The sequence below is a fragment of the Primorskyibacter sp. S187A genome (assembly GCF_049800955.1).
In the GTDB taxonomy this organism is placed as follows: Bacteria; Pseudomonadota; Alphaproteobacteria; order Rhodobacterales; family Rhodobacteraceae; genus JAKVBH01.
The window spans coordinates 1389280-1413689 of sequence record NZ_JBNAGA010000001.1; the positions used below are offsets into that span (position 1 = coordinate 1389280).

Consider the following 24410-nt stretch of genomic DNA (forward strand, 5'->3'; position numbering starts at 1 on the left):
AAAAGGGCTCCGATTGGAGCCCTTTTTTGTGCCTGACGTGTCGCGCCGTCGCAGTGCTGGTGTGGATCACCCTAGGCCGAGCAGCTCGCGCCACCCAGAACACAGAACTTGGCGCAATGCGGATGGTTCAGGCTCACCTCACGTTCGGCCTCTTCCAATGTCTCGCCAAGCTCAAACTGCGGATCATAGGGCAGAAGCGTGCAGGCCAGCACGGACGGTGCATCGGCCCCTTTGCGTTTGACGACCATGCGCGAGCTTGAGCACATGACATCTTGCGGCGACTTGTTGAGAATACCCCAGCACGCAGTTGTGATTTCAGGCACTTCAACGCGCATGTCCATCTCGGGGAAGAGAACCGTCATGCCCGGATTTTGCGCATCAATATCAAAACCTTCGCGCGCATAAAGCGCCGCATAGCCATCCCGCGCATCGGCCTCACTCTCAGCCCAGACAATCCGGCCTGCCACGGCCATGCGCACCCCGGCATCACGCAGCCAGCGCATGCCTTCGAGCGTTTTCTCAAAAGCCCCCGCGCCGCGTTCCGCGTCATGGACCTCGGGTTGCCAGTGATCGAGGCTGATCCGCAGCGTGAGTTTGTCGCCATAGTCTTTCTGAAGGCGCTCCAAACCCGCAAGCATTCGTTTGCGCATCATCGGGCGCATGGCATTGGTCAGGATCAATGTCTCGTAGCCACGGGCGAGCGCCGCTTCGGCCATTTCGATCATCTCCGGGTTCATGAAAGGCTCACCGCCCGTGAACGCGATCTCACGCACGCCCCATCCGCGCGCATCGAGTTGATCGAGGTAGCTCTCTACCTCCTTCCGCGTGATGTAGACCAACCGGTCATTATCGGGTGAGCTTTCAATATAGCAATTCGCGCAGGTGATATTGCACAGGGTGCCCGTATTGAACCAAAGAGTTTGAGGATTGCTGAGCGCGACTTTTGCCCGGGCTTCGCCTTTTGCTGTCAACTCAGGATCGATAAATTTGCCTTGGTTGGCATCGACCACATCTTTCATTATCTGCTCCTTGCGCGTTGCGGCATTCTTAACTTGAGCGTTCTCGTTTTCCCAGCCTCCAAGCACCGGCGCACACCATTGTGAACTTGAATCTACCAGTGGACATTGCGGGGAAGTGTGAGTAAACCGCATCCCAACCAAAGGTTAGCGCTAACAGCGCAGCTGCATTGGAGCTGAGGGCAAAATAATGGTGTCACGTGTCATTCCCGTAGAATCGTTCGATCTGGTCATCTTTGGTGGCACAGGCGATCTTGCGCGCAGAAAGATTTTGCCGGGCCTGTTCCGACGGTTCTGTGCAGGGCAAATGCCTGAAGACGCACGGATTTTAGGGGCTGCACGCGCGGAGCTTGATGATGAGGGCTATCGCGAGTTTGTGCGGGACGCGATTGTCGAGTTTGACGGGGAACGCCCCAAGACATGCCCGAAGCTCGCGGAATTCCTTGCGACATTGGGCTACGTCACAACGGATGCGCGCGGTGAGGCGGGCTGGCCTGATCTCGCGGCGCGGCTGCGCGAGGGGCGGGTGCGGGCCTTCTATTTCTCTGTGGGGCCTGGTCTTTTTGGCGATATCGCGGAGCGTTTGCACCGCCACGGCATGGCGCCGCGCGACAGCCGGATCGTCGTGGAAAAGCCCTTTGGCCGGGATCTCGAAACAGCGCGTCAGCTGAACGCGACGCTTGCGGAGCATTTCAAGGAAGACCAGATTTACCGGATTGACCATTACCTCGGTAAGGAAACGGTCCAGAACCTGATGGCCGTTCGCTTCGGCAATATGCTCTTTGAGCCGCTCTGGAACAGCCAATATGTCGATCACATCCAGATCACCGTGGCAGAGACTGTAGGAGTTGGCGGCCGTGGCGGCTATTACGACAAATCCGGCGCCATGCGGGATATGGTGCAAAACCATCTGATGCAGCTGTTGTGCCTGATTGCGATGGAGCCACCGGCGAAGTTCGATCCCGATGCGGTGCGGGATGAAAAACTCAAGGTCATCCGCGCGCTCGAACCTGTTGAGCCGCATCACATCGTGCGCGGTCAATACGACGCGTCCGAAGAGGAGGGGTCCTACCGCGATCACGCGGAGAACCCGACGTCCAAGACCGAAAGCTTCATGGCGCTCAAAACCCATGTCTCCAACTGGCGGTGGGCGGGAACGCCGATCTATTTGCGCACAGGCAAGCGCATGAAGGCGCGCACATCCGAGATCGCCGTAGTCTTCAAGGATACGCCGCATTCCATCTTTGGCCCCGAAGCAGGGCAGCACCGCAATGTGCTGTCCATTCGATTGCAGCCCAACGAAGGCATTACACTTGGCGTGACGATCAAGGAGCCCGGCCCCGGGGGCATGCGCCTTGTAGACGTGCCTTTGGACATGACCTTTGCCGATGCGCTCGGACCGGAAGCGGAAGAAGTGCCCGATGCTTATGAGCGGCTGATCATGGATGTTATCCGTGGCAACCAGACGCTCTTTATGCGCGGCGATGAGGTGGAGGCGGCCTGGGCCTGGACGGATCCGATCATTCAGGGTTGGGAGGCGCGCGGCGATGTGCCAAAACTCTATGACAGCGGATCGAGCGGCCCGGAGGATGCCTTGATGCTGATGCATCGCGATGGCCGCAAGTGGCGCGAGATCAAAGCGTAATCGGCGGTTGAGACGGTTTGTGAGAACCGGTCGCATCCGATGAGCGTGGCCAAAGAGTGCAGGGGGAAGGGCATGACCTTCAACGAATATCCTGATCAGGAAATGATGATGATTGATCTGGCCAATCGTTTGGCCGGAGAATTGACGCAAGCGCTTGAGCATCAGGAGCGCGCGCTGCTCGCGGTGCCCGGGGGCACGACGCCGGGGCCGATCTTCGATGTTCTGTGCGCCGCGGACCTTGATTGGGCGCGTGTGGATGTGATGCTCACGGATGAACGCTGGGTGCGTGAGGACCATGAGCGCTCGAACACGCGGCTTTTGCATGCGCGTCTGCTCGTGAACCATGCCGCCAAGGCCCGTTACCTGCCGATGTATTTGCCGGGCAAGACGCCTGAAGATCGGTTGGCAGAGCTCGAGACCAACATCGTCGCGCAATTGCCCATTGATGTTCTGCTGTTGGGTATGGGCGCGGATATGCACACCGCCTCGATCTTTCCTGAGGCCGACAAGCTCGACGAAGCCCTTGATCCCCATGCGCCCATCTTGATGCCCATGCGCGCGCCCGGTGCGCCCGAGCCGCGTGTGACCCTGACGGCACGCGTTTTGGACGGTGCGCTGCGCAAACATGTGGTCATCACCGGGCAGGAGAAGCGTGAGGCGCTGGAGCGCGCCAGGCACTTGCCCGTCAGGGAAGCCCCCATCGGCTCGGTCCTCACGGGCGCGGATGTTCACTGGGCTGTCTGAGGCGAGTAAAAAATAATATATAACAAGGAGGTGCAGACCATTATGAATGCAGATCTCAAAGCCGCAGCAACGCGTGCCGATGGCCGCCGCATTACCGATCTTTTTGAAGACGCAGGCCGGGCCGAGCGCTTTTCGCTGCGCGTTGGGGAGATGGTCTTTGACTATTCCAAAACGAATATCGATGCCGAGGCGCTGGACGCGCTTCTGAGCCTGGCGCGCGAGGCGCACGTGCCGGCCCGCCGCGATGCCATGTTTGCAGGGGAGGCGATCAATGAGACCGAAGGGCGCGCTGTGCTGCACACGGCGCTGCGCAATCTCGATGGTGGCAGCGTTATGGTGGATGGCGGGGATGTCGTCCCCGGTGTGCGCGCGACGCTGGCGCGCATGGAAGCCTATGCCGATGCCGTTCGGGGCTCCGAGATTACCGATGTGATCAATATCGGGATCGGCGGCTCTGACCTGGGCCCGGCCATGGCCGTGCGTGCGCTCAGCCCCTATCACGACGGGCCGCGATGCCATTTTGTCTCCAACGTGGACGGGGCTGACATTGCGGATACGCTGCGCCAATGCCCGGCGAAGACAACACTTGTCATCGTTGCCTCCAAAACCTTCACGACGATTGAGACCATGACGAACGCGCGCACGGCGCGCGCGTGGATGAAAGAGAACGGCGGCGATCCCGCCCGACAATTCGCAGCACTTTCCACCGCGGATGACAAAACAGCCGCGTTCGGCATCTCGCCTGAGCGCGTGTTTGGCTTTGAGGATTGGGTCGGCGGACGGTATTCCATGTGGGGCCCTATTGGACTGTCATTGATGATTGCCATCGGCCCGCACGCATTTCGCGCCTTTCTGCGGGGCGGGCGGGCAATGGACCAACACTTCTGCACGGCTGAACTGCACGAAAATATGCCGGTACTGCTGGCGCTCGTCGGGATGTGGCATGCGCAGGTGCTGGGCTATGAGACCCGCGCCGTATTGCCCTACGACAATCGTTTGGCGCGTTTGCCTGCCTATTTTCAGCAATTGGAAATGGAGAGCAACGGCAAGTCTGTCTCCATGGATGGCGCCGCATTGACAACGCCGTCCGGACCCATCGTCTGGGGAGAGCCCGGGACAAATGGCCAGCATGCCTTTTACCAGCTGATCCACCAGGGAACGCGTATTGTTCCGTGTGAGTTCATGGTGGCTGCGCGCGGGCACGAGCCGGATCTTCAGCATCATCATGATCTTTTGGTGGCCAATTGCTTTGCGCAATCCGAAGCACTGATGTGTGGCCGCGATCTGGACACGGCGCGCGGCAAGGTGGCCGGAGCCTTCGAGGGAGACGAGCTCGAACGTCAGGCGGCCCATCGGGTGTTCCCGGGCAACCGCCCCTCGACAACGCTCATCTATCCTCAGCTGACACCCGAAATTCTGGGCCAGATCATTGCGCTTTATGAACACCGTGTCTTTGTCGAGGGCGTGATCCTGGGCATCAATTCCTATGACCAATGGGGCGTTGAGCTGGGCAAGGAACTGGCGACCGCTTTGGGGCCCATCGTGACGGGCGAGCAAAGTGCTGCGCACAAGGATAGCTCGACACAGGCGCTGGTCGATTTCGTTTTGAAGTACCGTTGAGGCTGGTCGGACGCCACGCGCGCTTCGAGGAGTAAATAATAAGTGTCGCAGGGCCAATGCTTGGCCCGCCGCACCTTGCAAACCCTTGTTTGCGCGCATAGGTTCCGCCTCAATCCAGCGGCCACCCCTATGGGCGGCGTCCCGCGGCAACCCAAAGACATAAGGAACGCCCCATGGAAGGTAACGCTTTCGCGCAGTTCATTCCCCTCATTCTGATCTTCGCGATCATGTATTTCCTGCTCATTCGTCCGCAGCAGAAAAAGATGAAGGAACATCAGGCGATGGTCTCTGCGATCCGTCGCGGGGATGTGGTGGTGACGGCGGGGGGCCTCATCGGCAAGGTGTCCAAAGTCAAGGATGACGGCGAGGTTGAGGTTGAACTCTCCGACGGCGTGCGGGTGCGCGTTGTGCAATCCACCATCGCGGATGTGCGGTCCAAGACGGAACCGGCCAAGTCCTGATCCCCTGAACCCCAGCGGGAGGGGCAAACATGCTGCAGATCGATCTGTGGAAGCGTGTCCTGATCTGGCTCACCTGTGCGGTGGGTATTATCATGGCCACGCCCAATCTCTTTTACGAACGTGTCGAGCGGCATAATGATGCCGTGAACGCTATTGAGCTGGGCGAAGACACGCCCGCGCAACAGGCGGAAGCGGGTCTTTGGCCCTCGGCCTTGCCCTCGGGGCTCGTCAACCTCGGCCTCGATTTGCGCGGCGGTGCACATTTGCTGGCAGAAGTGCAGACCTCGGATGTCTATGAGCAACGCATGGTCGCGCTGTGGCCCGAAGTCCGGGATGTGCTGCGCCCTGAGCGGGCCACCGTGGGCACCATCCGGCGTCAGCCGAGCCCGCCAGATGAATTGCATGTGTTGATCTCCGAAGAAGGCGGCATGTCGCGCGCGATGGAACTGGTGCGCGGATTGGCGCAACCGGTCGTGTCAGCCACGGCATTTGGCGAGCTGGATCTGGATGTGCGCTCCGATGGTGCGCTGATCATTCTGCGTTTGTCCGAGGCGGAGCAGATTGCGACAGACGAGCGGACCGTACAGCAATCGCTTGAAATCATCCGCCGTCGGATCGACGAGGTCGGGACGCGCGAGCCCACGATCCAACGTCAGGGCCGCGACCGCATTCTCATTCAGGTTCCGGGCCTTGGATCTGCACAAGAACTCAAGGACATCATTGGCACGACAGCACAGCTGACCTTTCAGCCCGTCGTGGGCCGTGCGGGGAGCGCCAGCGATTCTGCGGGGATCGGCAATGAAATCCTGCCATCGCTGGATGAAGAGGGTGTGTTCTACATCCTGGAGCAAAACCCGGTTGTCACCGGCGAGGAGCTCGTCGATGCACAGCCCTCCTTCGATCAAAACGGCAGACCGGCGGTGAACTTTCGGTTCAACCCGTCTGGCGCGCGCAAGTTTGGCGATTACACAGCCGAGAATATCGGTAATCCCTTCGCGATTGTGCTCGATGATGAGGTCATTTCCGCACCCGTGATCCAGAGCCACATTCCCGGCGGATCGGGCATCATCACCGGGAATTTTACGGTTGAGGAATCGACCAACCTCGCGGTGCTGCTGCGCGCGGGCGCATTGCCTGCGGAGTTGACGTTCCTTGAAGAGCGCACCATCGGGCCCGAGCTTGGTCAGGACAGCATTGACGCAGGCAAGATCGCGACGATCGTGGCCTTTAGCGCCGTGTTGGTTTTCATGTTCCTGAGCTACGGTCTCTTTGGTCTCTTCGCCAATGTCGCGCTGATCATCAATATCGCGCTTATTTTCGGCCTGCTGTCGCTCATCGGCGGCACGCTGACATTGCCTGGGATTGCCGGTATCGTTCTGACCGTGGGTATGGCGGTGGACGCCAATGTGCTGGTCTTCGAGCGGATCCGCGAAGAGATGAGGTCTTCCAAGGGCCCGGCACGTGCCATTGAGCAAGGATACGAGAAAGCGCTCTCCGCTATTGTGGACGCCAATATCACGACCTTTATCACGGCTGTGATCCTCTTTGCCATGGGCTCCGGCCCCGTGCGCGGCTTCGCGATTACGCTGGGCCTGGGCATTCTCACATCTGTGTTCACGGCGATCTTCGTGACCCGCGTGATGATCGTGATGTGGTTTGAACGCAAACGCCCCAGAACATTGGAGGTCTGAGAATGCGCCTGAGACTTGTCAAACAAGGCACGGCCTTCGACTTCTTCTCGCGGCCCAAATTGTGGCTGGGGATTTCCGGCCTCCTGATGGTGTTGGCCTTTGTGTCGTTCATCCTGCAGGGACTGAACTACGGCATCGATTTCCGGGGCGGGACGACGATCCGCACCGAGAGCAACCAGCCGATTGACGTTGGCGTCTATCGTGATGCTCTGACACCATTGGGCCTGGGCGATATCACGATCTCTGAGGTCTTTGATCCCAATTTCGATGAAGATCAGTTTGTCGCGCAAATTCGCATTCAGTCTCAGGAGGGCACGGAAAGCGTCACCGGGGATATGATCGATCAGGTTGGTGCGGCACTCTCGGCGGCTGATCCGGGCCTTGTCCTGCCGTTCCCTTCGGTGGAATCGGTGGGCCCCAAAGTATCTGGAGAGCTGATCCAGACGGCGGTCATTGCTGTGGTTTTGGCGATTGGCGCGGTGTTGATCTACATTTGGCTCCGCTTCGAATGGCAATTTGCCCTGGGCGCCGTGGCGGCCCTTGTGCATGACGTTATTCTGACCATCGGGATATTCTCAGAGCTTCAGATCAAGTTTGACCTCGCGATCATCGCCGCGCTTTTGACCATCGTCGGCTACTCACTCAACGACACCGTCGTGGTCTTCGACCGGGTCCGAGAGAACCTGATGAAGTACAAGAAAAAGCCGCTGCGCGAGGTGTTGAACCTGTCAATCAACGAGACCCTGAGCCGAACCTTCATGACCTCCGTCACGACGCTTCTGGCGCTGCTTGCGCTCTTTGTGCTGGGCGGTGATGTGATCCGGGGCTTCGTTTTTGCGATGATCTGGGGCGTGATCGTGGGGACTTATTCCTCGATTTTCGTGGCCTCGGCTGTTCTGCTTGTGCTCGGCGTCAAACGGGATTGGTCCAAACCTGACGCCAATGCCGGCAATCAGTTCGGCAATGTAGATGCCTGATGCGCTGGTCGCGGCGTTTGCAACGCCGGGGCTGGCCGCACTTATCATTGCCATGGCCATCGCAGGGCTGGTCCGGGGGTTTACGGGCTTTGGCACGGCGCTCATCTTCGTGCCGGTGGCGGGCATCTACCTTCCACCAGCCGATGTCATCTTCATTTTGACGATCACGGGGGTCTTGTCGAATGTCGTCCTTCTGCCGCGTGCCTTGCGCGATGGAGAGGTGCGGGAGGTCGGATTGCTGTCCGCGGGCGCTCTCGTCATGATCCCGCTGGGCATCTGGCTCATGACAACGCTTGAGGCAGACATCATCCGCTGGATTGTCTCGGTCGCAGGAGCATTCACGCTGATCTGCCTGATCTCGGGCTGGCGCTATCAAGGCGAGGTTGCCTCTCGTCGCTTGCCTTTTGTGGGCGCGGGCGCCGGACTTCTGGGCGGTATGACCGGATTGACCGGGCCTGTCGTTATTTTGTTCTACCTCGCGGGCACACGGGCTGTGTCCGTCGTGCGGGCCAACACGATATTGTTCCTGGCCAGCCTCGATATCATGATCGCGGCGATCCTCCTTCTCAGCGATCTCGCAGCTCCGGAACTGATCCTTGTGGGCATCCTTATCGCCGGGCCCTATCTCGTGACGTCCGCGATAGGTCAGCGGATGTTTGATCCCTCCCGCGAGGCGGTGTATCGATTGGGGGCTTATCTGATCATCGCGGGCGCTGTCCTGCGGGGATTGCCAATCTGGGGATAATCGATGCGCCTGAACGAAGTGGTCTACACCGATGCAAAACCCGTCGAGGGCTATTCCGAGGAGGGATTCCGCGTCGGCGGTGAGATCATCCGTGGGCATGTGCTGTGTGGCCCGACCGGAACGGGCGAATGGCAGGGGTGGGACGACAGTGCTGCGTTGGAAGCGCTGGCGGGGCAGGTCGACGTGCTCTTCGTGGGCACAGGCGCTGAAATCGCCCATATGCCCGCGGCGCTGCGCACCCGGCTGGAAGCGGCTGGACTGGGCGTTGAGGTCATGGCCACTGCGCCTGCCTGTCGGACCTACAATGTGCTTTTGTCAGAAGGCCGCCGCATCGCGCTGGCCGCGCTCCGGGTGGCGTGAGTGTTTGAACTGAAAGACCTTGGCGTCACGCGCGGTGGCGTTCCGATTCTCGAGGGGCTTAATTTCGCGCTCACGCCCGGTCAGGCGTTGATCCTGCGCGGCCCCAACGGCTCGGGCAAGACGACGCTTTTGCGCACAATCGCGGGGCTTCAGCCGCCCCATGCCGGCGAGATCCTGGGCGATCTGGAAGACGTGGCCTATGCCGCGCATGCCGATGGTCTGAAATCGACGCTCACAGTCTCCGAGAACCTGACCTTCTGGGCGTCTGTGTTTGGCACGCAAGGCATCGATGCCGCTCTGACAGCCTTCGATCTGCATGGGCTGGCCTCGCGGCCCGCCGGTGCATTGTCTGCAGGCCAGAAGCGCAGGCTGGGCTTGGCGCGCATGGTCGTTACGGGTCGCCGGATCTGGGTGTTTGACGAACCGACCGTGTCGCTCGACACACGCGCTGTTGAGATGTTCGCCGATGCCGTGCGGGCCCATCTCGAAACAGGCGGGGCGGCGTTGATTGCCACACATATCGAGCTTGGACTGGACGGCGTTGTCTTCGACGTAACGCCTTTCAGGGCCAAGCAACCCGATGCAGGCGCGTTTGATGAGGTGTTCTTGTGATTGCCTTGTTGCGAAGGGACCTGTCGCTGGCGCTGCGCGCGGGAGGGGGATTTGGTCTCGGACTGTCGTTCTTTTTGATCGTTGTGATCCTTGTACCCTTTGGCGTGGGCCCCAGCACAGAATTGCTCGGTCGCATCGCGCCGGGCATCTTGTGGATCGGGGCGCTACTTGCCTGCCTTCTGTCGCTTGATCGTATCTTCGCGCTGGATTGGGAGGACGGCTCGCTCGACCTGCTCGCAACAGCGCCGCTGCCGCTCGAAGGCATCGTCTCGGTCAAGGCGCTCGCCCATTGGCTCACGACGTCCTTGCCCCTCGTGATTGCTGCGCCCTTTTTCGGCGTGCTGCTGAACTTGCCCCTGGAGGGGTATCTCTGGCTTGTCGTGTCATTGGCCCTGGGAACGCCTGCTTTGTCCGTTATCGGCACATTTGGCGCGGCATTGACTGTGGGGATCAAGCGGGGCGGCCTGCTCTTGTCCTTGCTGGTTTTGCCGCTCTACGTGCCGTCCCTGATTTTTGGCGCTGAGGTGGCCCGGCGCGGGGCGGAAGGCATGGCGGTGCAAACGCCTGTTATGATGCTGGCCGGAATTTCTCTCGCGGTGATTGCGCTCTTGCCCTTCGCGAGTGCGGCGGTGCTGCGCGTCAATCTGCGTTAGGGCGCGGGCAGGGCCTTGATATAGGCTGCAATCGCGGCGCGATCCTCGGCGGAGAGTTTTGCGGTATTGCTCACCACCTTGGCCATGGAGCCACCTGCGCTATCGAATTCCGGCGTAAACCCGGTTTCAAGATAATAGGCGATGTCCACCGCGCTCCAATCGAGCTTGTCCGGCGTGAGTGCAGGAATTTCGCCGCGCCCTGACGGGTTTGGGGCGCCGCTCATCCATGCCGCCCGATCGAGACCACCGAGGGAATCCCGAGGCGTATGGCATTCCGCGCAATGCGCCATGGCCTCCACAAGGTAACGCCCCCGCGCAAGGACTGGATCGTCAGAGGGCCCCACGTGATACCCGGCATCGGCATAGAGCATCTTCCAGCCGCCAAGGCTGCGGCGGATGTTGAACGGGAATCCCACGTCATGGGGCTTGGACGGTGTGGCATCCGGCGCAAGGGTTTGCATGTAGGCCCACAGGTCAGATACGTCCTGTGCCGTCATCAGCGCATAAGATGTGTAGGGAAAGGCTGGGTAGTAATGCTGCCCCCCGGGAGATACGCCGCGTTGTACGGCATTCGCGAAATCCAGAGCCGTCCAGCCTCCGATCCCGTGCGCCGCGTCCGGTGAGATATTGGGCGCATAGAATGTGCCGAAATCCGTGACGAAAGACGCGCCGCCGCCTAATGTCTCGGCCCCTTCGCGGGTATGACAGGAGGCGCAGCCTGTCGCTGCGAATATCGTGGCACCTGCCTCGGCATTGCCAGAGAGACCAGCCAGCGCGTCATCTGCCAGAGGGGCAGGCGCTGTGAGCACCCATGCGGACGCAGCAACAGCCACGCCCGCAAGGCCGAGATATGCCAAAAGTCGCGGCACGCCGATCAATTGGCGGGGGCGCGATGAGCCTCATGGCAGGATTTGCAGGATGCGCCAACCTTGCCAAGGGCGGGGCCGACATTCTGCACACCGCCCGTCACGGCATCAGGCATGCCAGCAGCCGCAGAGGTAAAGGCGCCCCATTTAGCGACGAAATCGGCGTTGTCATCCCAGATTGAGGGCAGGGCGCGCGTGCCGTCGATTGACATGTTGTCACTGCCTTCTACCCACAGCGTGGCCGGGTTGACCATGGCGATCCCGGCGATGGACATCGCCGCCGCCTTGGCCGCTTCCTCGGAATACTCAACTTCGCCTTTGGCCATGGCGCCAAGCTCAGCGAGGCTGAGAGCCATGATCTGAAACTGACCTTGCCGGGCTTTGACTTGGTTTTTGAAGTCTTGCGCGACGGCGGTCGTGGCGCAGGCGGTGATGCCAAGGGCTAGCGCGATATGGCTGAGTTTCATGTGAAGGCTCCATTCATTGCAGTGTAGAGCGGAGTTTAGTGCGACATCTTGTCAGATCAACGGTCCTCACGGCAATCGTGATCACGGTTGCGTCCAGTGCGTGGACAGGGCGTCGGGCCAGCCGATCCAGCGTTCGATGGCAAAGAGGATGACGCAGAGCACAAGGATGCCAAAGACCAATTTGACGCGGGCATCGGAGGGGGGCCTGCGCGCCCACTTGGCCATGCGGAGAAACCAAAGCGGGCCCATCTCAATCGGTGAACCGGACCTTCCCGATATAGGGCAAATTGCGGTTTCGTTGGGCGAAATCGATGCCATACCCCACGACAAACTCATCGGGAATTTCAAAGCCGATCCAATCCGCACGGAAATCAACCTCGCGCCGGGTCGGCTTATCGAGCAGGGCGATGGATTTCAGATGGGCGGGATTGCGCGATCGCAGCAGGCCCATCACGTGATGTAACGTGTGGCCTGTATCGACGATATCCTCGACCACAAGCACATCGCGCCCTTCAATTGCGCCCCGCAAGTCTTTGAGAATACGAACTTCCCGGCTCGATTCCATACCGTCGCCGTAAGAGGAAGCCTCAATGAAATCGACCTCCACAGTCATCTCCAGCTCGCGGACCAGATCCGCGATAAAGACAAATGAGCCCCGCAAGAGACCCACAACCACAAGTTTATCGGCGTGGGAAAATTCATTCCGAATTTCCGAACACAGCGCTTCGATCCGCGCCGCAATGGATTTGGCGGAGATTAACTTGTCTATGACATATGGCCGCTCTGACATCGGGTGCCCCTTGATCTTGCTCACGAAAGGGGCGACATCCCCCGCTAACACATGACAAATCAGGCCGCGCATGCCAACCCATTCCGAGACCAAACGTCTGCCGTACACAGCCGATCAGATGTATGCCCTTGTGGCGGATGTGGCGGCGTATCCGCAGTTTTTGCCCTGGTGTGCCGCGGCGCGCATTCGCAAGGAAACCGAACAACCGGGCGGGTCGGTCCTGATGGAGGCGGATCTCGTCATTTCCTTCAAGGTGTTTCGCGAACGCTTTGGCAGCCGTGTCGTCTTGTGGCCTGAGCAAAAGAAGATCGATACGGAATATCTCGATGGGCCGTTTCGCTACATGAAGTCCAACTGGGCGTTTTCGGATGCGGAGGATGGCGGCTGTGATGTGCATTTCTTCGTGGATTTCGAATTCAAGAACGCGATCTTGCAAGGCATTATTGGGGTTGTCTTCAATGAAGCGATGCAGCGCATTGTGCGCGCCTTTGAGCGCCGCGCGGCAGAGCTCTACGGCCCGCAAGCCTGATCACATCCCGGCGCGGCATACCTCGCTTTAACCATTAACGCAGAAACTGCGCTGCGATTCGTCTGGCCTGCGATATTGTGGGGTCTGCTGAGTTAAGGAGCTGTGCGCGATGCTGTCTTCGATCCGTCCCTATAGCGGTGCGATGCCGACTGTGTCTTCCCGAGTAGAGGCGTCTTCCGGGACGCCGCCTGCCGAGCGGTCAGAGGCCGCGGCCAAACAAGCCAATGCCCCGACGCCAGCTATCTCCGGCGAAGCGGTGTCGCGCGCGCTGGCCATTTTCGCACCCAGTGAAACACAAGTCATGTCGCGTGCCGAGAACGCGATGACGGCAAGCACACGCGTGGAGCCAGAGGCGCGCCAGCAGGCGCTTTCGAAAGCGCAAGCGGGCTATGCGCAGCTGTCGGATCCCACGCGCAGCGCGCAGGACACGCGCCTCTAGCATTTTGGTTTGAGCCTGATTAGGCAGCTGGGGTCATGACCGCTCCGGAGGCCACCTATGTCTTTTGATCCCTTGGAAGAGTTCAGCGCTTTCGCAGTTGCAGACTGTGACGCCAATGAAGAGACACGCGCCGTTTTTCGTCTCTCCTTGCTCGATTGGCTTGCGTGCGGCCTGCGCGGCGTCTCCGAGCCCGTGTCTCACATCACAAAACAGATGGTCTTGCAGGAGCAGGGCGCGGGCGAAGCGGCGCTTTTTGGCGGTGGCCGCGCGCCTGCGCGCGGGGCGGCTCTCGTCAATGGCGCAACGTCTCACGCGTTGGACTACGATGACACCCATTTCGCCCATATCGGCCATCCATCCGTTGCCGTGATCCCCGCAGCGCTCGCTGTGGCCGAGCGGGAAGGGGCAAGCGGTAGAGCTTTTCAGGAGGCCGCACTCATGGGTGTCGAGGCATCCGTGCGCATTGGGGTCTGGCTGGGCCGCGCGCATTATCAAAAGGGGTTTCATCAAACGGCAACAGCGGGCGCGTTTGGCGCTGCGGTCGCGGCTGCGCGATTGATGAAGGCCGGTGAGACGCTAATGCAGCATGTTTTGGGGCTGACGGCCACACGGGCTGCAGGCCTCAAGGCGCAATTCGGCACAATGGGCAAACCCTACAACGCAGGTCTCGCCGCACAGACGGGCGTCGAGGTGGCCTCGCTTGTCATGGGCGGCCTGACGTCAAATCCAGATGCGCTGCGCGTCTTTGGTGAGACCCATCACGGAGAGGGCGCAGCACTTCCCAAAGACTGGCAGTTCAGCGCGGTGAGCCACAAGTTGCACGCCTGTTGCCATGGGCTTCATGCCACCTTGAATGCCTTGGAGGGATGCCCGCCCGGGGAGGCTGACGTCATTGAGATCGAGACCCATCCGCGTTGGATGAGCGTGTGCAATCAAAGCGCGCCGGAGACGGGGCTTGGGGCCAAGTTCAGCTACGCGACCGTCGCCGCGATGGCGCTTCTGGGCCATGACACACATAGGCCCGAGAGTTACAGCGATGCGCTGATGCAAGATCCCGGCGTGAGAGATTTGCGTGCCAAAGTGCAGGTCTCGGCCAATGATGCGCTCAGCGAAATGCAGGCCCGCGTGCGGGTCACGCGTGGGTCCGAGGTTTTTGAGGCGGAGCATGATCTCGCGGCCTGGCAGAGCCCGGAGGTGCGAGAAGCGCAGGTCAAGGCCAAGGCTGGTGCGCTCTTGGGCGCGCAGGCCACAGACGCTTTGTGGACCCTTGTGACGGAAAACGCCGCGCCAAGTGAGTTTGGCGCGGCGCTTCAGGGCGTTTAAGAAGTGGTTTTCAGGGGCGTCTACAGTCAGCTCGCCGTGTCGTAGGCGCGCTCGCCGTGGACCATGAGATCGAGCCCGTTCACTTCGGTCTCTTCATCCACGCGCAGCGGCGTGATGGCACGACAGACAAAGATCAGCACAACCGTCACAACGATCGTGAACACGCCGACGATGGCGAGACTGCCCAATTGTGCGGCCCAGCTGCCCGCACCGAAGAGCGCGATCATGATCGTGCCGAAGATACCGCCCACGCCATGCACGGCAAAAACGTCAAGCGTGTCATCAATCTTGAGCATGTTGCGAATGAAGTTCACAGCTTCCTGACAGAGGATCCCCGCGACAAAGCCAATCACCAGCGCTTCCACGGGCCCGACAAAGCCGGAGGCCGGTGTGATCGACGCAAGGCCTGCGATGGTCCCGGTGACCATGCCCACCAGCGAGGCTTTACCGAATTTGATCTTCTCCCAAAGCGCCCAGGAGAGCGACGCCGTTGCGGCTGAGATATGCGTGACAGTGAGCGCCATGGCGGCCCCACCATCGGCGGCAAGTTGCGAGCCGCCATTGAAGCCGAACCAACCGACCCAAAGCATGGCCGCGCCAATCATCACGTAGCCGGGATTATGTGGCGGTGTCGTCTGGTTCTTGCGCGGGCCGAGGAACATCGCCAAAATCAACGCCGCAAGGCCCGCAGTCTCGTGCACAACGATGCCGCCCGCAAAATCGCGCACGCCCGTCTCGCCGAAAATCCCACCATCCGCGAGCATGCCGCCGCCCCAGACCCAATGCACAACCGGCGCGTAGCACAAGAGCATCCATGAGCCGGAGAACAACAATACGAAGCCAAAGCCCACACGTTCGACATAAGCGCCCACGATCAGCGCGGGGGTGATGATGGCAAAGGTCATCTGGAAGGCGAAAAACAGCACTTCAGGCAGCGTTCCGGACAGGGTATCTGCCGTGATGCCCGACAGGAACATCTTGTCATAGCCGCCCCAGATCCCGCTGTCAGAGCTGCCAAACGCGATGGAATAGCCGATGACGAACCACAGAACGCTCATCAAACAGGCAATTGCATAGCAATGCATGAAAACGCTCAAGACGTTCCGCGCGCGGACCAGACCGCCATAAAACAGGGCAAGGCCTGGCAGGGTCATAAACAGGACCAAGGCCGTCGCCACGATGATCCACGCTGTATCAGCTCCATTCATCCCTCAGATTCCTTTCATTTTGGCTTTTTGGGCGACAAACCCAATCACGCGCGCGGAAAAAAGAGGCAAATGGCGGAATCGCTGCACAAAGCTTGTGCTTTCGTGGTTCGGTTAAAAAATGAGCGGTATTTGCGGAGTGGCGCTTACTTTTGCGGCACGGCGCGGATCAGGAGCCGCACGGCATGGTCACGGGCGGCGGAGCGGACTGCGCTGCGGCCCAATGCGCCGAACTCGACCGTTTCCACCTCTGTGCCCGCCGCAGAGGCGAGACCAAAACAGACCTGGCCCTCGGGTTTGAAGTCCGAACCGCCGGGCCCGGCGATACCGGTAATGGAGACAGCAAGATCCGCGCTGGCCGCACGCCGTGCGCCCTCGGCCATTTCACGCGCCGTTTCTTCCGAGACCGCGCCCGTAGTGCGCAAGGTCTCCTCGGAGACGCCCAACATCTCGATCTTGGCCCGATTTGAATAGGTCAGAAATCCGCGCTCAAAGACAGCAGACGCGCCCGCAATATCCGTGATCGCTGCAGCCACCATGCCGCCGGTGCAGCTTTCCGCCACCGTGACGGTCAGTCCGGCGGCCAACGCATTCTGCACCAGGGCGTCCGCGTCACTCATCGTATCAACCCATGGGCCAGAGCCGCGAGCAGAACAACGCCCAGAGCCGCGAAGATACCGGCAATGATATCGTCCAACATGACCCCCAGCGCATCACCGCGACGGTCCGCCCATCCAATGGGCCCGGGCTTCCAGATGTCAAACAGGCGAAACAGCACAAACGCCGCGAGGATCCCCGGCCACAGCCGCAGCACGTCCGCATTGACAGCCATGGCCCCCGCAGAAACAGGCAAAAGCGCGATCCATTGGCCAACGACCTCGTCGATAACAATCTCCGACGGATCATGATCATCCTTGCCTGCTGTTTCGCGCTCCGTCGCCCAGTGTCCAAGAGCAAAGGCCGCGCCTATGGCGAGGATCAGGCCGTAGGGCCCAAAGGCCACATGCAACGCCCAGGCGCAGGGCAGGGCCGCCAGCGATCCCCACGTGCCCGGCGCGGGGCGCAGATGGCCCACGTAAAACCAGGTGGCGATGAGGGCGCTCATGAGGCTGGGACCAATAGCGCTGCTGCTTGGGCTGCGATGCCTTCCTCGCGCCCGGTGAAACCCAGCTCTTCCGAGGTTGTGGCCTTGACCGAGACCCGATCGGTGTCACAGCCCATAATGCCCGCCAATTGCGCGCGCATGGCGCTGGCATGAGGCCCGATCTTGGGGCGTTCGCAAATGATCGTCACATCGACATTGCCGACCGCGAGGCCGCGCGCGCGGGCGCGCTCCACGGCATGGCGCAGAAAAATGTCTGATGCTGCGCCCTTCCACTGCGGATCCGAGGGCGGAAAATGCTGCCCGATATCCCCATCCGCCAGGGCGCCGTAGATCGCATCGGTCAAGGCATGCATGGCGACATCGCCATCGGAATGGGCCCGAAACCCTTTGGTATGCGGGATTTTCACCCCGCAGAGCATCACATGATCGCCTGGGGCGAAGGCATGGACGTCGTAGCCTGTTCCCATGCGCATGGGTGTGGCCTCCTGTAGATGTTGCGCGGCACGTGCGAAATCGCCGGGATGGGTGATTTTCAGGTTGGCGTCCTCGCCTGCAACGATGGCCACGTCAAGACCTGCCGCGCGGGCGACCTCTACATCATCGGCCGCGTCGCCCGTTCTGGCGCGGTGTGCGGCGAGGATCGCCTCAAATCGAAACCCTTGTGGCGTCTGCGCGCGAAACAGCCCGGAGCGGTCTTGTGTGCCCGTGACACGACCCTCGGCACCGGTCCAGAGCGCATCCGTCACGGCCAAAGCCGGTGCTGCGCCTGACGCATGCTGCAAGGCGTCCAGAACGGATGTGATGACCGCCCGGCTCACGCAGGGCCGCGCCACATCATGGATCAGGACTTGCGCCACCCCCCGACCGGCCAAGGCTTCAAGCCCTGCCAGAACCGATGCCGCCCGCGTGGCCCCTCCGGTGACGCAGGGAGCGGGCAGGGTGGCGGCCTGATCCATATCCTCCGCGTGCAAGACGACAATCCGTTCGTCGATCTGGGGCAGGTCGAAGGCTCTCAATGTCCAGTCAATCACGCGCGCGCCGGCAAGCGCCCGCCATTGCTTTGGGGCGCCCGGGCCTGCCCGCGTGCCACGACCTGCGGCGACGATCAGAGCGGCGGTTTTGGGGGTGTGCGTCATGCAAACTGGTGTAGGCTTTGCCGCCCCGCAGCGCAATTCCACATGGAGGTGTGCTCAAAAATTAGGCATAAGGTCATTTTAGCGTCACAACCCACCCGGGATTTCATGGATTAACACCGGTGGGCACGCTAGCAGAGGACAACTTCAGGAAAGCGACACCACACCTTTGACCTTCAACCTCAATACATTGACCGTATCTCCCGCACTTTTGCTGGCGCCCATGGCGGGCATCACGGATTTGCCGTTTCGCCGTTTGGTCCAGCTCTTTGGCGCGGGTCTTGTCGTGTCCGAAATGGTGGCCAGCCAGGAGATGGTCCAAGGCAAATGGGCCACGCGGGAGCGGGCTGAGCTGGGGCTTGGCGTTGAGAATTCCGCCGTGCAACTGGCCGGGCGCGAAGCCTACTGGATGGCGGAAGCCGCACGCATGGCAGAGGCCAACGGCGCGCGGGTCATCGATATCAATATGGGCTGTCCCGCCAAGAAGGTCACCAATGGCTATTCCGGCTCAGCCTTGTTGCGTACGCCCAATCGGGCGTTGTCGTTGATTGAGGCCGTGGTGGGGGCAGTGTCCGTTCCAGTTACGCTGAAGACCCGGCTGGGATGGGATGACGACAGTTTGAATGCCCATGATGTTGCGCGGCGCGCCGAAGATGCGGGCGTGCAGATGGTCACGATCCATGGGCGCACGCGGTGTCAGTTCTACAAAGGGCGGGCCGATTGGGCTGCGATTCGCCGGGTGCGCGAGGCCATTTCCGTGCCGCTCATTGCCAATGGCGATATTGTTGATCCCGCAACCGCGCGCAGCGCTCTGGAGGCCTCGGGCGCGGATGGCGTTATGGTGGGGCGCGGTGCGCAGGGGCGCCCCTGGATCCTCGCGCAGATCGCCTCGGAGATTTTCAACAGCCCCAAGCCAGACATTCCTCAGGGCCAGCGCTTTTACGAGATGGTTGCCGCCCATTACGAGGACATGCTGAGCTTTTATGGCCAGACGCTGGGCCTCAAGGTCGCGCGGAAACATCTGGGCTGGTACATGGATGTCGTGGGAACCGATGCCGGTTTGCGGCGCGCCGTCCTGACAGAGCGCGCACCGGACAACGTCATGCGCCTGTTGTCTGACGCGCTGGCGCAGCGCACGGAGAGTGTCGCATGAGCGCGCAGGATTTTGCTGACAATGATCTCTGGGCGTCCTTGCCTGTGCCTGCGGTCATCGTTGATGCAAACGACGTGATTGTCGATGTAAACCCGGCGGCCGAAGGGTTCCTGAATGCCTCGACCAAGCATCTCATCGGCACACCTGTCTGGGACAAGCTGGCCATTGACGCACCGCTGGAAGAAAGCTTCGAGCGCGCGCGCCGCTATGGGACACCGCTGTTTGTCAATGACGTCGACGTGGGCACGGGCGACAGACCGCCCTTGCAATGCAACCTGCAAGTCAGCCCCATGCAGGGCCGCGATGAGCAGATGCTGCTGCTTATTTCACCGCGTGAGCTTGCCGGGCGTTTGACGCAGAGCCAATCGGTCAAATCAGCGGCGAAATCCGCCATCGGTATGGCGGAAATGCTGGCCCATGAAATCAAAAACCCCCTCGCGGGCATTACCGGTGCCGCCCAGCTTTTGAGCATGAACCTGTCGGCCGAGGACAATGAGCTGACCGATCTGATCGTGGAGGAAACGCGGCGGATCGTGAAGCTTCTGGAACAGGTCGAGCAATTCGGGAACCTCACGCTGCCCGCGCGCCAGCCGATCAATCTGCATGACGTGCTCGATCGGGCGCGCCGCTCGGCTCTCCTTGGGCCTGCCGCGCAAATGACAATTGTCGAGCAATATGATCCCTCCCTTCCGCCAGCCTGGGGCGATCCCGATCAGCTGCAGCAGGTCTTTGCCAATCTGATCCGCAATGCGTCTGAGGCTGCGGGCGAGGGGGGAGGCAAAATCACCTTGCACACCTATTACGAGCGCGCCTTCCGTCTGCGGCGCTCTGACGGGTCAGGCCAGACGCTGCCGTTGCAGATCGAGGTGATCGACGATGGGCCGGGGCTTCCGGAGGATCTGCGCGGCGATGTGTTTGATCCGTTTGTCTCGGGCCGCGAGAACGGGACAGGGCTTGGCCTCGCGCTCGTCAGCAAAATCATATCCGACCATGACGGCTGGATCGCGGTGACATCCGTGCCCGGTCGCACGGTGTTTCGAATTTCTCTCCCGATGGTGCCCAAAAGCGCTGCGGACTAGATACAGGAGATCAATGACATGGACGGCACAATTCTTGTTGCGGATGATGATCGCACGATCCGGACCGTTTTGACGCAAGCGCTGACGCGGGCGGGGTGCAAGGTCCATGCCACCTCGTCTTTGACCACGCTGATGCGCTGGGTCTCGGAAGGCAAAGGGGATGTGGTGATCTCGGATGTGGTGATGCCAGACGGGAATGGCCTCGAGATGCTGCCCAAAATTGCCGAGGATCGCCCCGATTTGCCTGTCATCGTAATCTCTGCGCAAAACACTATCATGACCGCCATTCAGGCCGCCGAGGCAGAGGCGTTTGACTATCTGCCCAAGCCCTTCGATCTGCCTGATCTGATGAAACGCACGGCACGCGCGCTGGAGAGCCGCACAAGCATGCGCCGCACGGTGGAGCATGAAGAGCCCGCATCCGATGAGCTGCCTCTCGTCGGCAAGACAGCCGCGATGCAATCGCTCTATCGTCTTGTGGCCCGTGTGATGAATACCGATCTGCCCGTGATGCTGTCGGGGGAAAGCGGGACGGGCAAATCCCTGATTGCTCGCGCCATCCACGACTTCTCCGACCGTCGTACGCTGCCGTTTGTCTCCGTCACCGCAGCAGATCTGTCAGATATCGAAGGGCCGGCGCGGGTTCTGGCCAAGGTGCGCGGGGGTACGCTTCTGATTGATGAGATCACGGATATCGATGAGGACGTGCAGGCCCGGATCGTGCGGATGATTGATGGGCCAGGCGAACACATGCCGCGGTTCATGGCCACGTCGCAAAGCGATCTTGCCCATGCGCTGGAGACCGGCGGCTTGCGTCAGGATTTGTACTACCGGCTGTCGGGCGCGACGTTGCACGTGCCGTCCTTGCGCGAGCGCGTGGATGACATTTCGCTTCTGGCGGATCATTTCCTCGCCCGGGCCGAGCGCGAAGGCGCCCCGACGCGTTGGCTCTCGGCGGATGCGGCCGAATTGTTCCGCGCCTATTCGTGGCCTGGCAATGTGCGCCAGCTGGAAAACGCCATTCGTCGTTTGAGCCTGACCTCTCGCTCCGATGAAATCACGCGGGCGGAGGTCGAGCTTGTTTTGGGCAATCAGCCGGATATGGAACCTATGCTCACGGGCAATGCCAATGAAAAGCTCGGCGGATCCGTGGCGCGGCATCTGCGGCGCTACTTCGATCTGCACGGGGCCATGCTGCCGCCGCCGGGCCTCTATCAGAGGATTCTGCGGGAGGTTGAGATGCCATTGATCGAGATCGCGCTTGAAGCGACGGGCGGAAATCAGGCGAAATGCGCCGATTTGCTTGGAATAAACCGCAATACTTTGCGCAAGAAGATCACTGACCTCGATATTTCCGTGACACGTCGGCGCAAGTTGATGTAAAAGAGCCACAAGCGTGGCCCCGAAGACGCAGTCAATTGATTGCGCCTGGTGAGGATCACAAAATGTGGCGGTTGCCGTTTCTGCGGCACATAATTGAGGTGGTGGCGCTCCGTGTCTGCTGGGACACAGTCTGCTAAGGACTCGACGCGCATGGCGCGGCGCTCGTCCGGCTGGTCGTGGGACCAGCTCTCGCGCTTGCGCAGGCAGCGACGGTTTCAAACGATTTTCAGCATCGGATTGGTGTTGTTGGGCCCCGTTCTGGCAGGGCTCACCTTTCTTGCGCTTGGCCCGTGGAACATGGGCGCAAGTTCAACGCCGCTGCGCCTGATCCTGCTGGCGGATTTCGTCTACGTGCTGTTGATTGCGGCGCTGGTTCTGGCGCGCGTCATGCGGCTGGTTGCGGCGCGGCGCGCGCGTTCTGCGGGCTCCCGTCTGCATTTGAGATTGACCGGTGTCTTTGCTGTCATGGCGCTCCTGCCTGCGGTGACGGTCGCTGTCTTCGCGGTCCTGACGATCAATATCGGGCTGGAGACATGGTTTTCTGACCGTGTGAAGCAGGTCGTGGGCGCGTCGCTTGCGGCTGCGGAAGCCTATGAGGCGGACAACCGGGCGGATCTCCAGGAGGATGTCGCGGCCCTTGCACGTTTCATTGACGGCCAAGCGCGCACTGTGCGCCTTGATCCGACGCGGAGCTTGCGCACTGTCCTGACCGAGGGCCAGGCTCTGGTCCAACGCGGCTTGCGCGAGGCCTTCCTGATTGACGGCACAGGGGAGATCCGTGCCCGCGGCGAGCGGTCCTACCTGTTTGATTTTGAACGCCCCAGTGCCCAACAGATCGCCCAGGCGCGGGAAGCCGGGATCGTTCTGATCGAAGACTGGACCAATAACGAGTTTCGCGCCCTGATCCCGCTGCGCGCGTTCAATGATAGGCTGCTCTATGTCAGCCGTGAGGTCGACGGGGAGATCCTGTCGCTTCTGGATGACACACAGGCCACGGCACGCTTTTATCAACAACAGGAAGCCGAACGCGGGCGCAGGCTCTTTGACTTCGCACTGATTTATCTGGGCTTTGCGCTGCTGCTGGTCCTCGCGGCAGTGTGGCTGGGCCTTTGGTTTGCCGAGCGCCTTTCACGCCCTGTGGGGCGGTTGACAGGGGCGGCGCAGCGCGTGGGCGCCGGTGATCTGGACGTTCAGGTGTCTGAGGAAAGTGGCGATGACGAGATCGCCATGCTCGGACGTTATTTCAACCAGATGACACGCCAGCTCAAAGGCCAGCGCGAGCGGCTTCTGGAGAACACCCGCCAGATCGAGCGCCGCCAGAGGCTCTTCGATTCAGTGCTGAACTCTGTCACATCCGGTGTCGTGGGGCTGAGCGACGATGGGAAGGTGTCCTTCGTGAATCCCTCGGCGCAACGTTTGCTGGGGTGGGACGAGGACCGCGCAGCCACACCGATCAGCGTCGCCGTTCCCGAGTTTGGGGCCCTGTTTGACAGGGTCGCCAGCGGTGAGACCGAGGTCGCGCGGCAGGAAGTCAAAGTCAGCCGCGATGGTCAGCTTGAGAACCTTTTGGTCCGGGTCTCGACGAGGCGCCGGGCCAATGGCTCGCTGGAGGGCTATGTGGTAGCCTTTGATGATGTTTCAGACCTTGTTGCGGCGCAGCGCATGGCCGCCTGGGGCGACGTGGCGCGCCGGATTGCCCATGAAATCAAGAACCCTTTGACGCCTATTTCGCTCTCAGCAGAGCGGATTCAGCGTAAATTCCGCCGTCAGGTCGAGGAGACGGAGGTTCTCGAACAATTGACCGGCGTGATTGTGCGCCAGACCGATGATCTCCGCCGGATTGTGGATGAGTTCTCGAAATTCGCCCGCATGCCAGAGCCGCAGCGCCGCGATGAAGATCTGGTGGAGCTCGTGCGCGATGCGGCGCTGCTCCAAGAGGCCGGCCAACCGACTGTGGCGTTCGATGTGCAGCTGCCGGAGCCTCCGGTTATGGCGGAACTGGACGCGACGATGATCTCGCAGGCGTTGACAAATCTCATCAAGAACGCCGGAGAAGCCATTGAAAGTTTGCAGGAAAAGGGCGCAGCAGACGGGCATCAACCGATGATCCGGATCGCCATGACGACGTCCAGGAGCGCCGCGACGATCCGCATCGCGGACAACGGCATCGGCCTGCCCGAAGACCGCGCCAAACTGTTCGAACCCTACGTGACGACACGCGACAAAGGCACCGGGCTGGGCTTGCCGATCGTCAAAAAGATCATCGAAGAACATGGCGGCAACCTCGTCCTTGAGACGGCGCCCCAATTCGATGGCCAGCCCAACAGGGGCGCAGAGGCCATCATCACCTTGCCGATCACGGCAACCTCATCAACGAACAACGACAAGACCGAGCAGAGTGAAGGGTAAATGAC

26 protein-coding genes are annotated in these 24410 nt (G+C 60.8%); 17 read left to right on the plus strand and 9 right to left on the minus strand.

Annotation, left to right across the window (positions count from 1 at the left end):
* Nucleotides 1-71: 71 nt before the first annotated feature.
* Nucleotides 72-1019, minus strand: a complete 948-nt coding sequence (locus ACP15S_RS06990; RefSeq protein ID WP_425038850.1) for a radical SAM protein — start codon at nucleotides 1017-1019, stop codon at nucleotides 72-74.
* 187 nt (nucleotides 1020-1206) lie between these two features.
* On the opposite strand from ACP15S_RS06990, the gene zwf reads away from it, so the two are divergent.
* From zwf to ccmB, 10 genes are all read left to right on the plus strand, one after another.
* Nucleotides 1207-2661, plus strand: coding sequence for a glucose-6-phosphate dehydrogenase (gene zwf / locus ACP15S_RS06995; RefSeq protein ID WP_425038851.1), 1455 nt, complete (start codon nucleotides 1207-1209; stop codon nucleotides 2659-2661).
* 72 nt (nucleotides 2662-2733) lie between these two features.
* Nucleotides 2734-3405 (plus strand): 6-phosphogluconolactonase, encoded by a 672-nt coding sequence (gene pgl / locus ACP15S_RS07000; RefSeq protein ID WP_425038852.1) that lies wholly within the window; start codon nucleotides 2734-2736, stop codon nucleotides 3403-3405.
* A 42-nt stretch (nucleotides 3406-3447) separates the two neighbouring features.
* Entirely contained in the window at nucleotides 3448-5025 is a 1578-nt protein-coding gene (gene pgi, locus ACP15S_RS07005) for a glucose-6-phosphate isomerase (RefSeq protein ID WP_425038853.1), read from the plus strand.
* Between the two features lie 173 nt (nucleotides 5026-5198).
* Nucleotides 5199-5486 carry a preprotein translocase subunit YajC gene (gene yajC / locus ACP15S_RS07010; RefSeq protein WP_425038854.1) on the plus strand — a complete coding sequence of 96 codons (288 nt, stop codon included), beginning with the start codon at nucleotides 5199-5201 and terminating at the stop codon, nucleotides 5484-5486.
* Nucleotides 5487-5515: 29 nt separating this feature from the next.
* Nucleotides 5516-7177, plus strand: coding sequence for a protein translocase subunit SecD (gene secD, locus ACP15S_RS07015; RefSeq protein ID WP_425038855.1), 1662 nt, complete (start codon nucleotides 5516-5518; stop codon nucleotides 7175-7177).
* Between the two features lie 2 nt (nucleotides 7178-7179).
* Complete coding sequence (gene secF, locus ACP15S_RS07020; protein WP_425038856.1) at nucleotides 7180-8154, plus strand: protein translocase subunit SecF; 975 nt, start codon at nucleotides 7180-7182, stop codon at nucleotides 8152-8154.
* Nucleotides 8147-8899 carry a sulfite exporter TauE/SafE family protein gene (locus tag ACP15S_RS07025; protein WP_425038857.1) on the plus strand — a complete coding sequence of 251 codons (753 nt, stop codon included), beginning with the start codon at nucleotides 8147-8149 and terminating at the stop codon, nucleotides 8897-8899. Before secF ends, ACP15S_RS07025 begins: the two co-directional genes overlap by 8 nt.
* 3 nt (nucleotides 8900-8902) lie before the next feature.
* On the plus strand, nucleotides 8903-9259 hold the full coding sequence (locus ACP15S_RS07030; RefSeq protein WP_425038858.1) for an Mth938-like domain-containing protein: 357 nt from the start codon (nucleotides 8903-8905) through the stop codon (nucleotides 9257-9259).
* Complete coding sequence (ccmA, locus tag ACP15S_RS07035) at nucleotides 9260-9871, plus strand: heme ABC exporter ATP-binding protein CcmA (protein ID WP_425038859.1); 612 nt, start codon at nucleotides 9260-9262, stop codon at nucleotides 9869-9871. It abuts the gene before it with no gap.
* Complete coding sequence (ccmB, locus tag ACP15S_RS07040) at nucleotides 9868-10524, plus strand: heme exporter protein CcmB (RefSeq protein ID WP_425038860.1); 657 nt, start codon at nucleotides 9868-9870, stop codon at nucleotides 10522-10524. The genes ccmA and ccmB overlap by 4 nt, the downstream gene beginning before the upstream one ends.
* Here ccmB and ACP15S_RS07045 read toward each other — a convergent pair.
* From ACP15S_RS07045 to hpt, 4 genes are all read right to left on the minus strand, one after another.
* Nucleotides 10521-11393, minus strand: a complete 873-nt coding sequence (locus ACP15S_RS07045) for a c-type cytochrome (protein ID WP_425038861.1) — start codon at nucleotides 11391-11393, stop codon at nucleotides 10521-10523. The two genes, ccmB and ACP15S_RS07045, sit on opposite strands and share 4 nt — an antisense overlap.
* Before the next feature lie 5 nt (nucleotides 11394-11398).
* Nucleotides 11399-11857, minus strand: a complete 459-nt coding sequence (locus ACP15S_RS07050) for a c-type cytochrome (protein ID WP_425038862.1) — start codon at nucleotides 11855-11857, stop codon at nucleotides 11399-11401.
* A gap of 81 nt (nucleotides 11858-11938) precedes the next feature.
* Entirely contained in the window at nucleotides 11939-12082 is a 144-nt protein-coding gene (locus ACP15S_RS07055) for a hypothetical protein (protein WP_425038863.1), read from the minus strand.
* A gap of 25 nt (nucleotides 12083-12107) precedes the next feature.
* On the minus strand, nucleotides 12108-12647 hold the full coding sequence (gene hpt, locus ACP15S_RS07060) for a hypoxanthine phosphoribosyltransferase (protein ID WP_425038864.1): 540 nt from the start codon (nucleotides 12645-12647) through the stop codon (nucleotides 12108-12110).
* A 70-nt stretch (nucleotides 12648-12717) separates the two neighbouring features.
* Between hpt and ACP15S_RS07065 the strand changes: the two genes are divergently transcribed.
* From ACP15S_RS07065 to ACP15S_RS07075, 3 genes are all read left to right on the plus strand, one after another.
* Entirely contained in the window at nucleotides 12718-13176 is a 459-nt protein-coding gene (locus ACP15S_RS07065; protein WP_425038865.1) for a type II toxin-antitoxin system RatA family toxin, read from the plus strand.
* A gap of 109 nt (nucleotides 13177-13285) precedes the next feature.
* Nucleotides 13286-13615, plus strand: coding sequence for a hypothetical protein (locus ACP15S_RS07070; RefSeq protein ID WP_425038866.1), 330 nt, complete (start codon nucleotides 13286-13288; stop codon nucleotides 13613-13615).
* 57 nt (nucleotides 13616-13672) lie between these two features.
* A complete protein-coding gene (locus ACP15S_RS07075) occupies nucleotides 13673-14938 on the plus strand; it encodes an MmgE/PrpD family protein (protein WP_425038867.1) in 1266 nt (421 codons plus the stop codon).
* Nucleotides 14939-14964: 26 nt separating this feature from the next.
* Here the strand turns inward: ACP15S_RS07075 and ACP15S_RS07080 are convergent, their stop codons facing one another.
* From ACP15S_RS07080 to ACP15S_RS07095, 4 genes are all read right to left on the minus strand, one after another.
* The gene (locus tag ACP15S_RS07080; RefSeq protein ID WP_425038868.1) at nucleotides 14965-16146 is read right to left on the minus strand and encodes an ammonium transporter; all 1182 of its coding nucleotides are present in this window, start codon (nucleotides 16144-16146) and stop codon (nucleotides 14965-14967) included.
* A gap of 143 nt (nucleotides 16147-16289) precedes the next feature.
* Nucleotides 16290-16763 carry a CinA family protein gene (locus ACP15S_RS07085; protein ID WP_425038869.1) on the minus strand — a complete coding sequence of 158 codons (474 nt, stop codon included), beginning with the start codon at nucleotides 16761-16763 and terminating at the stop codon, nucleotides 16290-16292.
* Nucleotides 16760-17248, minus strand: a complete 489-nt coding sequence (locus tag ACP15S_RS07090; RefSeq protein ID WP_425038870.1) for a phosphatidylglycerophosphatase A family protein — start codon at nucleotides 17246-17248, stop codon at nucleotides 16760-16762. The genes ACP15S_RS07085 and ACP15S_RS07090 overlap by 4 nt, the downstream gene beginning before the upstream one ends.
* The gene (locus ACP15S_RS07095; protein WP_425038871.1) at nucleotides 17245-18384 is read right to left on the minus strand and encodes a bifunctional 2-C-methyl-D-erythritol 4-phosphate cytidylyltransferase/2-C-methyl-D-erythritol 2,4-cyclodiphosphate synthase; all 1140 of its coding nucleotides are present in this window, start codon (nucleotides 18382-18384) and stop codon (nucleotides 17245-17247) included. The genes ACP15S_RS07090 and ACP15S_RS07095 overlap by 4 nt, the downstream gene beginning before the upstream one ends.
* Nucleotides 18385-18550: 166 nt before the next feature.
* Here ACP15S_RS07095 and dusB point away from each other — a divergent pair, with 166 nt between their 5' ends.
* From dusB to ACP15S_RS07115, 4 genes are all read left to right on the plus strand, one after another.
* On the plus strand, nucleotides 18551-19534 hold the full coding sequence (gene dusB, locus ACP15S_RS07100) for a tRNA dihydrouridine synthase DusB (protein ID WP_425038872.1): 984 nt from the start codon (nucleotides 18551-18553) through the stop codon (nucleotides 19532-19534).
* On the plus strand, nucleotides 19531-20613 hold the full coding sequence (locus ACP15S_RS07105) for a two-component system sensor histidine kinase NtrB (RefSeq protein ID WP_425038873.1): 1083 nt from the start codon (nucleotides 19531-19533) through the stop codon (nucleotides 20611-20613). The genes dusB and ACP15S_RS07105 overlap by 4 nt, the downstream gene beginning before the upstream one ends.
* 18 nt (nucleotides 20614-20631) lie before the next feature.
* The gene (locus ACP15S_RS07110) at nucleotides 20632-21996 is read left to right on the plus strand and encodes a response regulator (RefSeq protein ID WP_425038874.1); all 1365 of its coding nucleotides are present in this window, start codon (nucleotides 20632-20634) and stop codon (nucleotides 21994-21996) included.
* 150 nt (nucleotides 21997-22146) lie between these two features.
* Nucleotides 22147-24405, plus strand: coding sequence for an ATP-binding protein (locus ACP15S_RS07115; RefSeq protein ID WP_425038875.1), 2259 nt, complete (start codon nucleotides 22147-22149; stop codon nucleotides 24403-24405).
* Nucleotides 24406-24410 lie beyond the last annotated feature (5 nt).

What these genes read in the sequence shown, in the direction of transcription:
- ACP15S_RS06990 (WP_425038850.1), bottom strand. Translation starts at nt 1,019, where the DNA reads ATGAAAGATGTGGTCGATGCCAACCAAGGCAAATTTATCGATCCTGAG.
- zwf (WP_425038851.1), top strand. Translation starts at nt 1,207, where the DNA reads ATGGTGTCACGTGTCATTCCCGTAGAATCGTTCGATCTGGTCATCTTT.
- pgl (WP_425038852.1), top strand. Translation starts at nt 2,734, where the DNA reads ATGACCTTCAACGAATATCCTGATCAGGAAATGATGATGATTGATCTG.
- pgi (WP_425038853.1), top strand. Translation starts at nt 3,448, where the DNA reads ATGAATGCAGATCTCAAAGCCGCAGCAACGCGTGCCGATGGCCGCCGC.
- yajC (WP_425038854.1), top strand. Translation starts at nt 5,199, where the DNA reads ATGGAAGGTAACGCTTTCGCGCAGTTCATTCCCCTCATTCTGATCTTC.
- secD (WP_425038855.1), top strand. Translation starts at nt 5,516, where the DNA reads ATGCTGCAGATCGATCTGTGGAAGCGTGTCCTGATCTGGCTCACCTGT.
- secF (WP_425038856.1), top strand. Translation starts at nt 7,180, where the DNA reads ATGCGCCTGAGACTTGTCAAACAAGGCACGGCCTTCGACTTCTTCTCG.
- ACP15S_RS07025 (WP_425038857.1), top strand. Translation starts at nt 8,147, where the DNA reads ATGCCTGATGCGCTGGTCGCGGCGTTTGCAACGCCGGGGCTGGCCGCA.
- ACP15S_RS07030 (WP_425038858.1), top strand. Translation starts at nt 8,903, where the DNA reads ATGCGCCTGAACGAAGTGGTCTACACCGATGCAAAACCCGTCGAGGGC.
- ACP15S_RS07050 (WP_425038862.1), bottom strand. Translation starts at nt 11,857, where the DNA reads ATGAAACTCAGCCATATCGCGCTAGCCCTTGGCATCACCGCCTGCGCC.
- ACP15S_RS07055 (WP_425038863.1), bottom strand. Translation starts at nt 12,082, where the DNA reads ATGGCCAAGTGGGCGCGCAGGCCCCCCTCCGATGCCCGCGTCAAATTG.
- hpt (WP_425038864.1), bottom strand. Translation starts at nt 12,647, where the DNA reads ATGTCAGAGCGGCCATATGTCATAGACAAGTTAATCTCCGCCAAATCC.
- ACP15S_RS07065 (WP_425038865.1), top strand. Translation starts at nt 12,718, where the DNA reads ATGCCAACCCATTCCGAGACCAAACGTCTGCCGTACACAGCCGATCAG.
- ACP15S_RS07070 (WP_425038866.1), top strand. Translation starts at nt 13,286, where the DNA reads ATGCTGTCTTCGATCCGTCCCTATAGCGGTGCGATGCCGACTGTGTCT.
- ACP15S_RS07075 (WP_425038867.1), top strand. Translation starts at nt 13,673, where the DNA reads ATGTCTTTTGATCCCTTGGAAGAGTTCAGCGCTTTCGCAGTTGCAGAC.
- ACP15S_RS07080 (WP_425038868.1), bottom strand. Translation starts at nt 16,146, where the DNA reads ATGAATGGAGCTGATACAGCGTGGATCATCGTGGCGACGGCCTTGGTC.
- ACP15S_RS07085 (WP_425038869.1), bottom strand. Translation starts at nt 16,763, where the DNA reads ATGAGTGACGCGGACGCCCTGGTGCAGAATGCGTTGGCCGCCGGACTG.
- ACP15S_RS07090 (WP_425038870.1), bottom strand. Translation starts at nt 17,248, where the DNA reads ATGAGCGCCCTCATCGCCACCTGGTTTTACGTGGGCCATCTGCGCCCC.
- ACP15S_RS07095 (WP_425038871.1), bottom strand. Translation starts at nt 18,384, where the DNA reads ATGACGCACACCCCCAAAACCGCCGCTCTGATCGTCGCCGCAGGTCGT.
- ACP15S_RS07105 (WP_425038873.1), top strand. Translation starts at nt 19,531, where the DNA reads ATGAGCGCGCAGGATTTTGCTGACAATGATCTCTGGGCGTCCTTGCCT.
- ACP15S_RS07110 (WP_425038874.1), top strand. Translation starts at nt 20,632, where the DNA reads ATGGACGGCACAATTCTTGTTGCGGATGATGATCGCACGATCCGGACC.
- ACP15S_RS07115 (WP_425038875.1), top strand. Translation starts at nt 22,147, where the DNA reads ATGGCGCGGCGCTCGTCCGGCTGGTCGTGGGACCAGCTCTCGCGCTTG.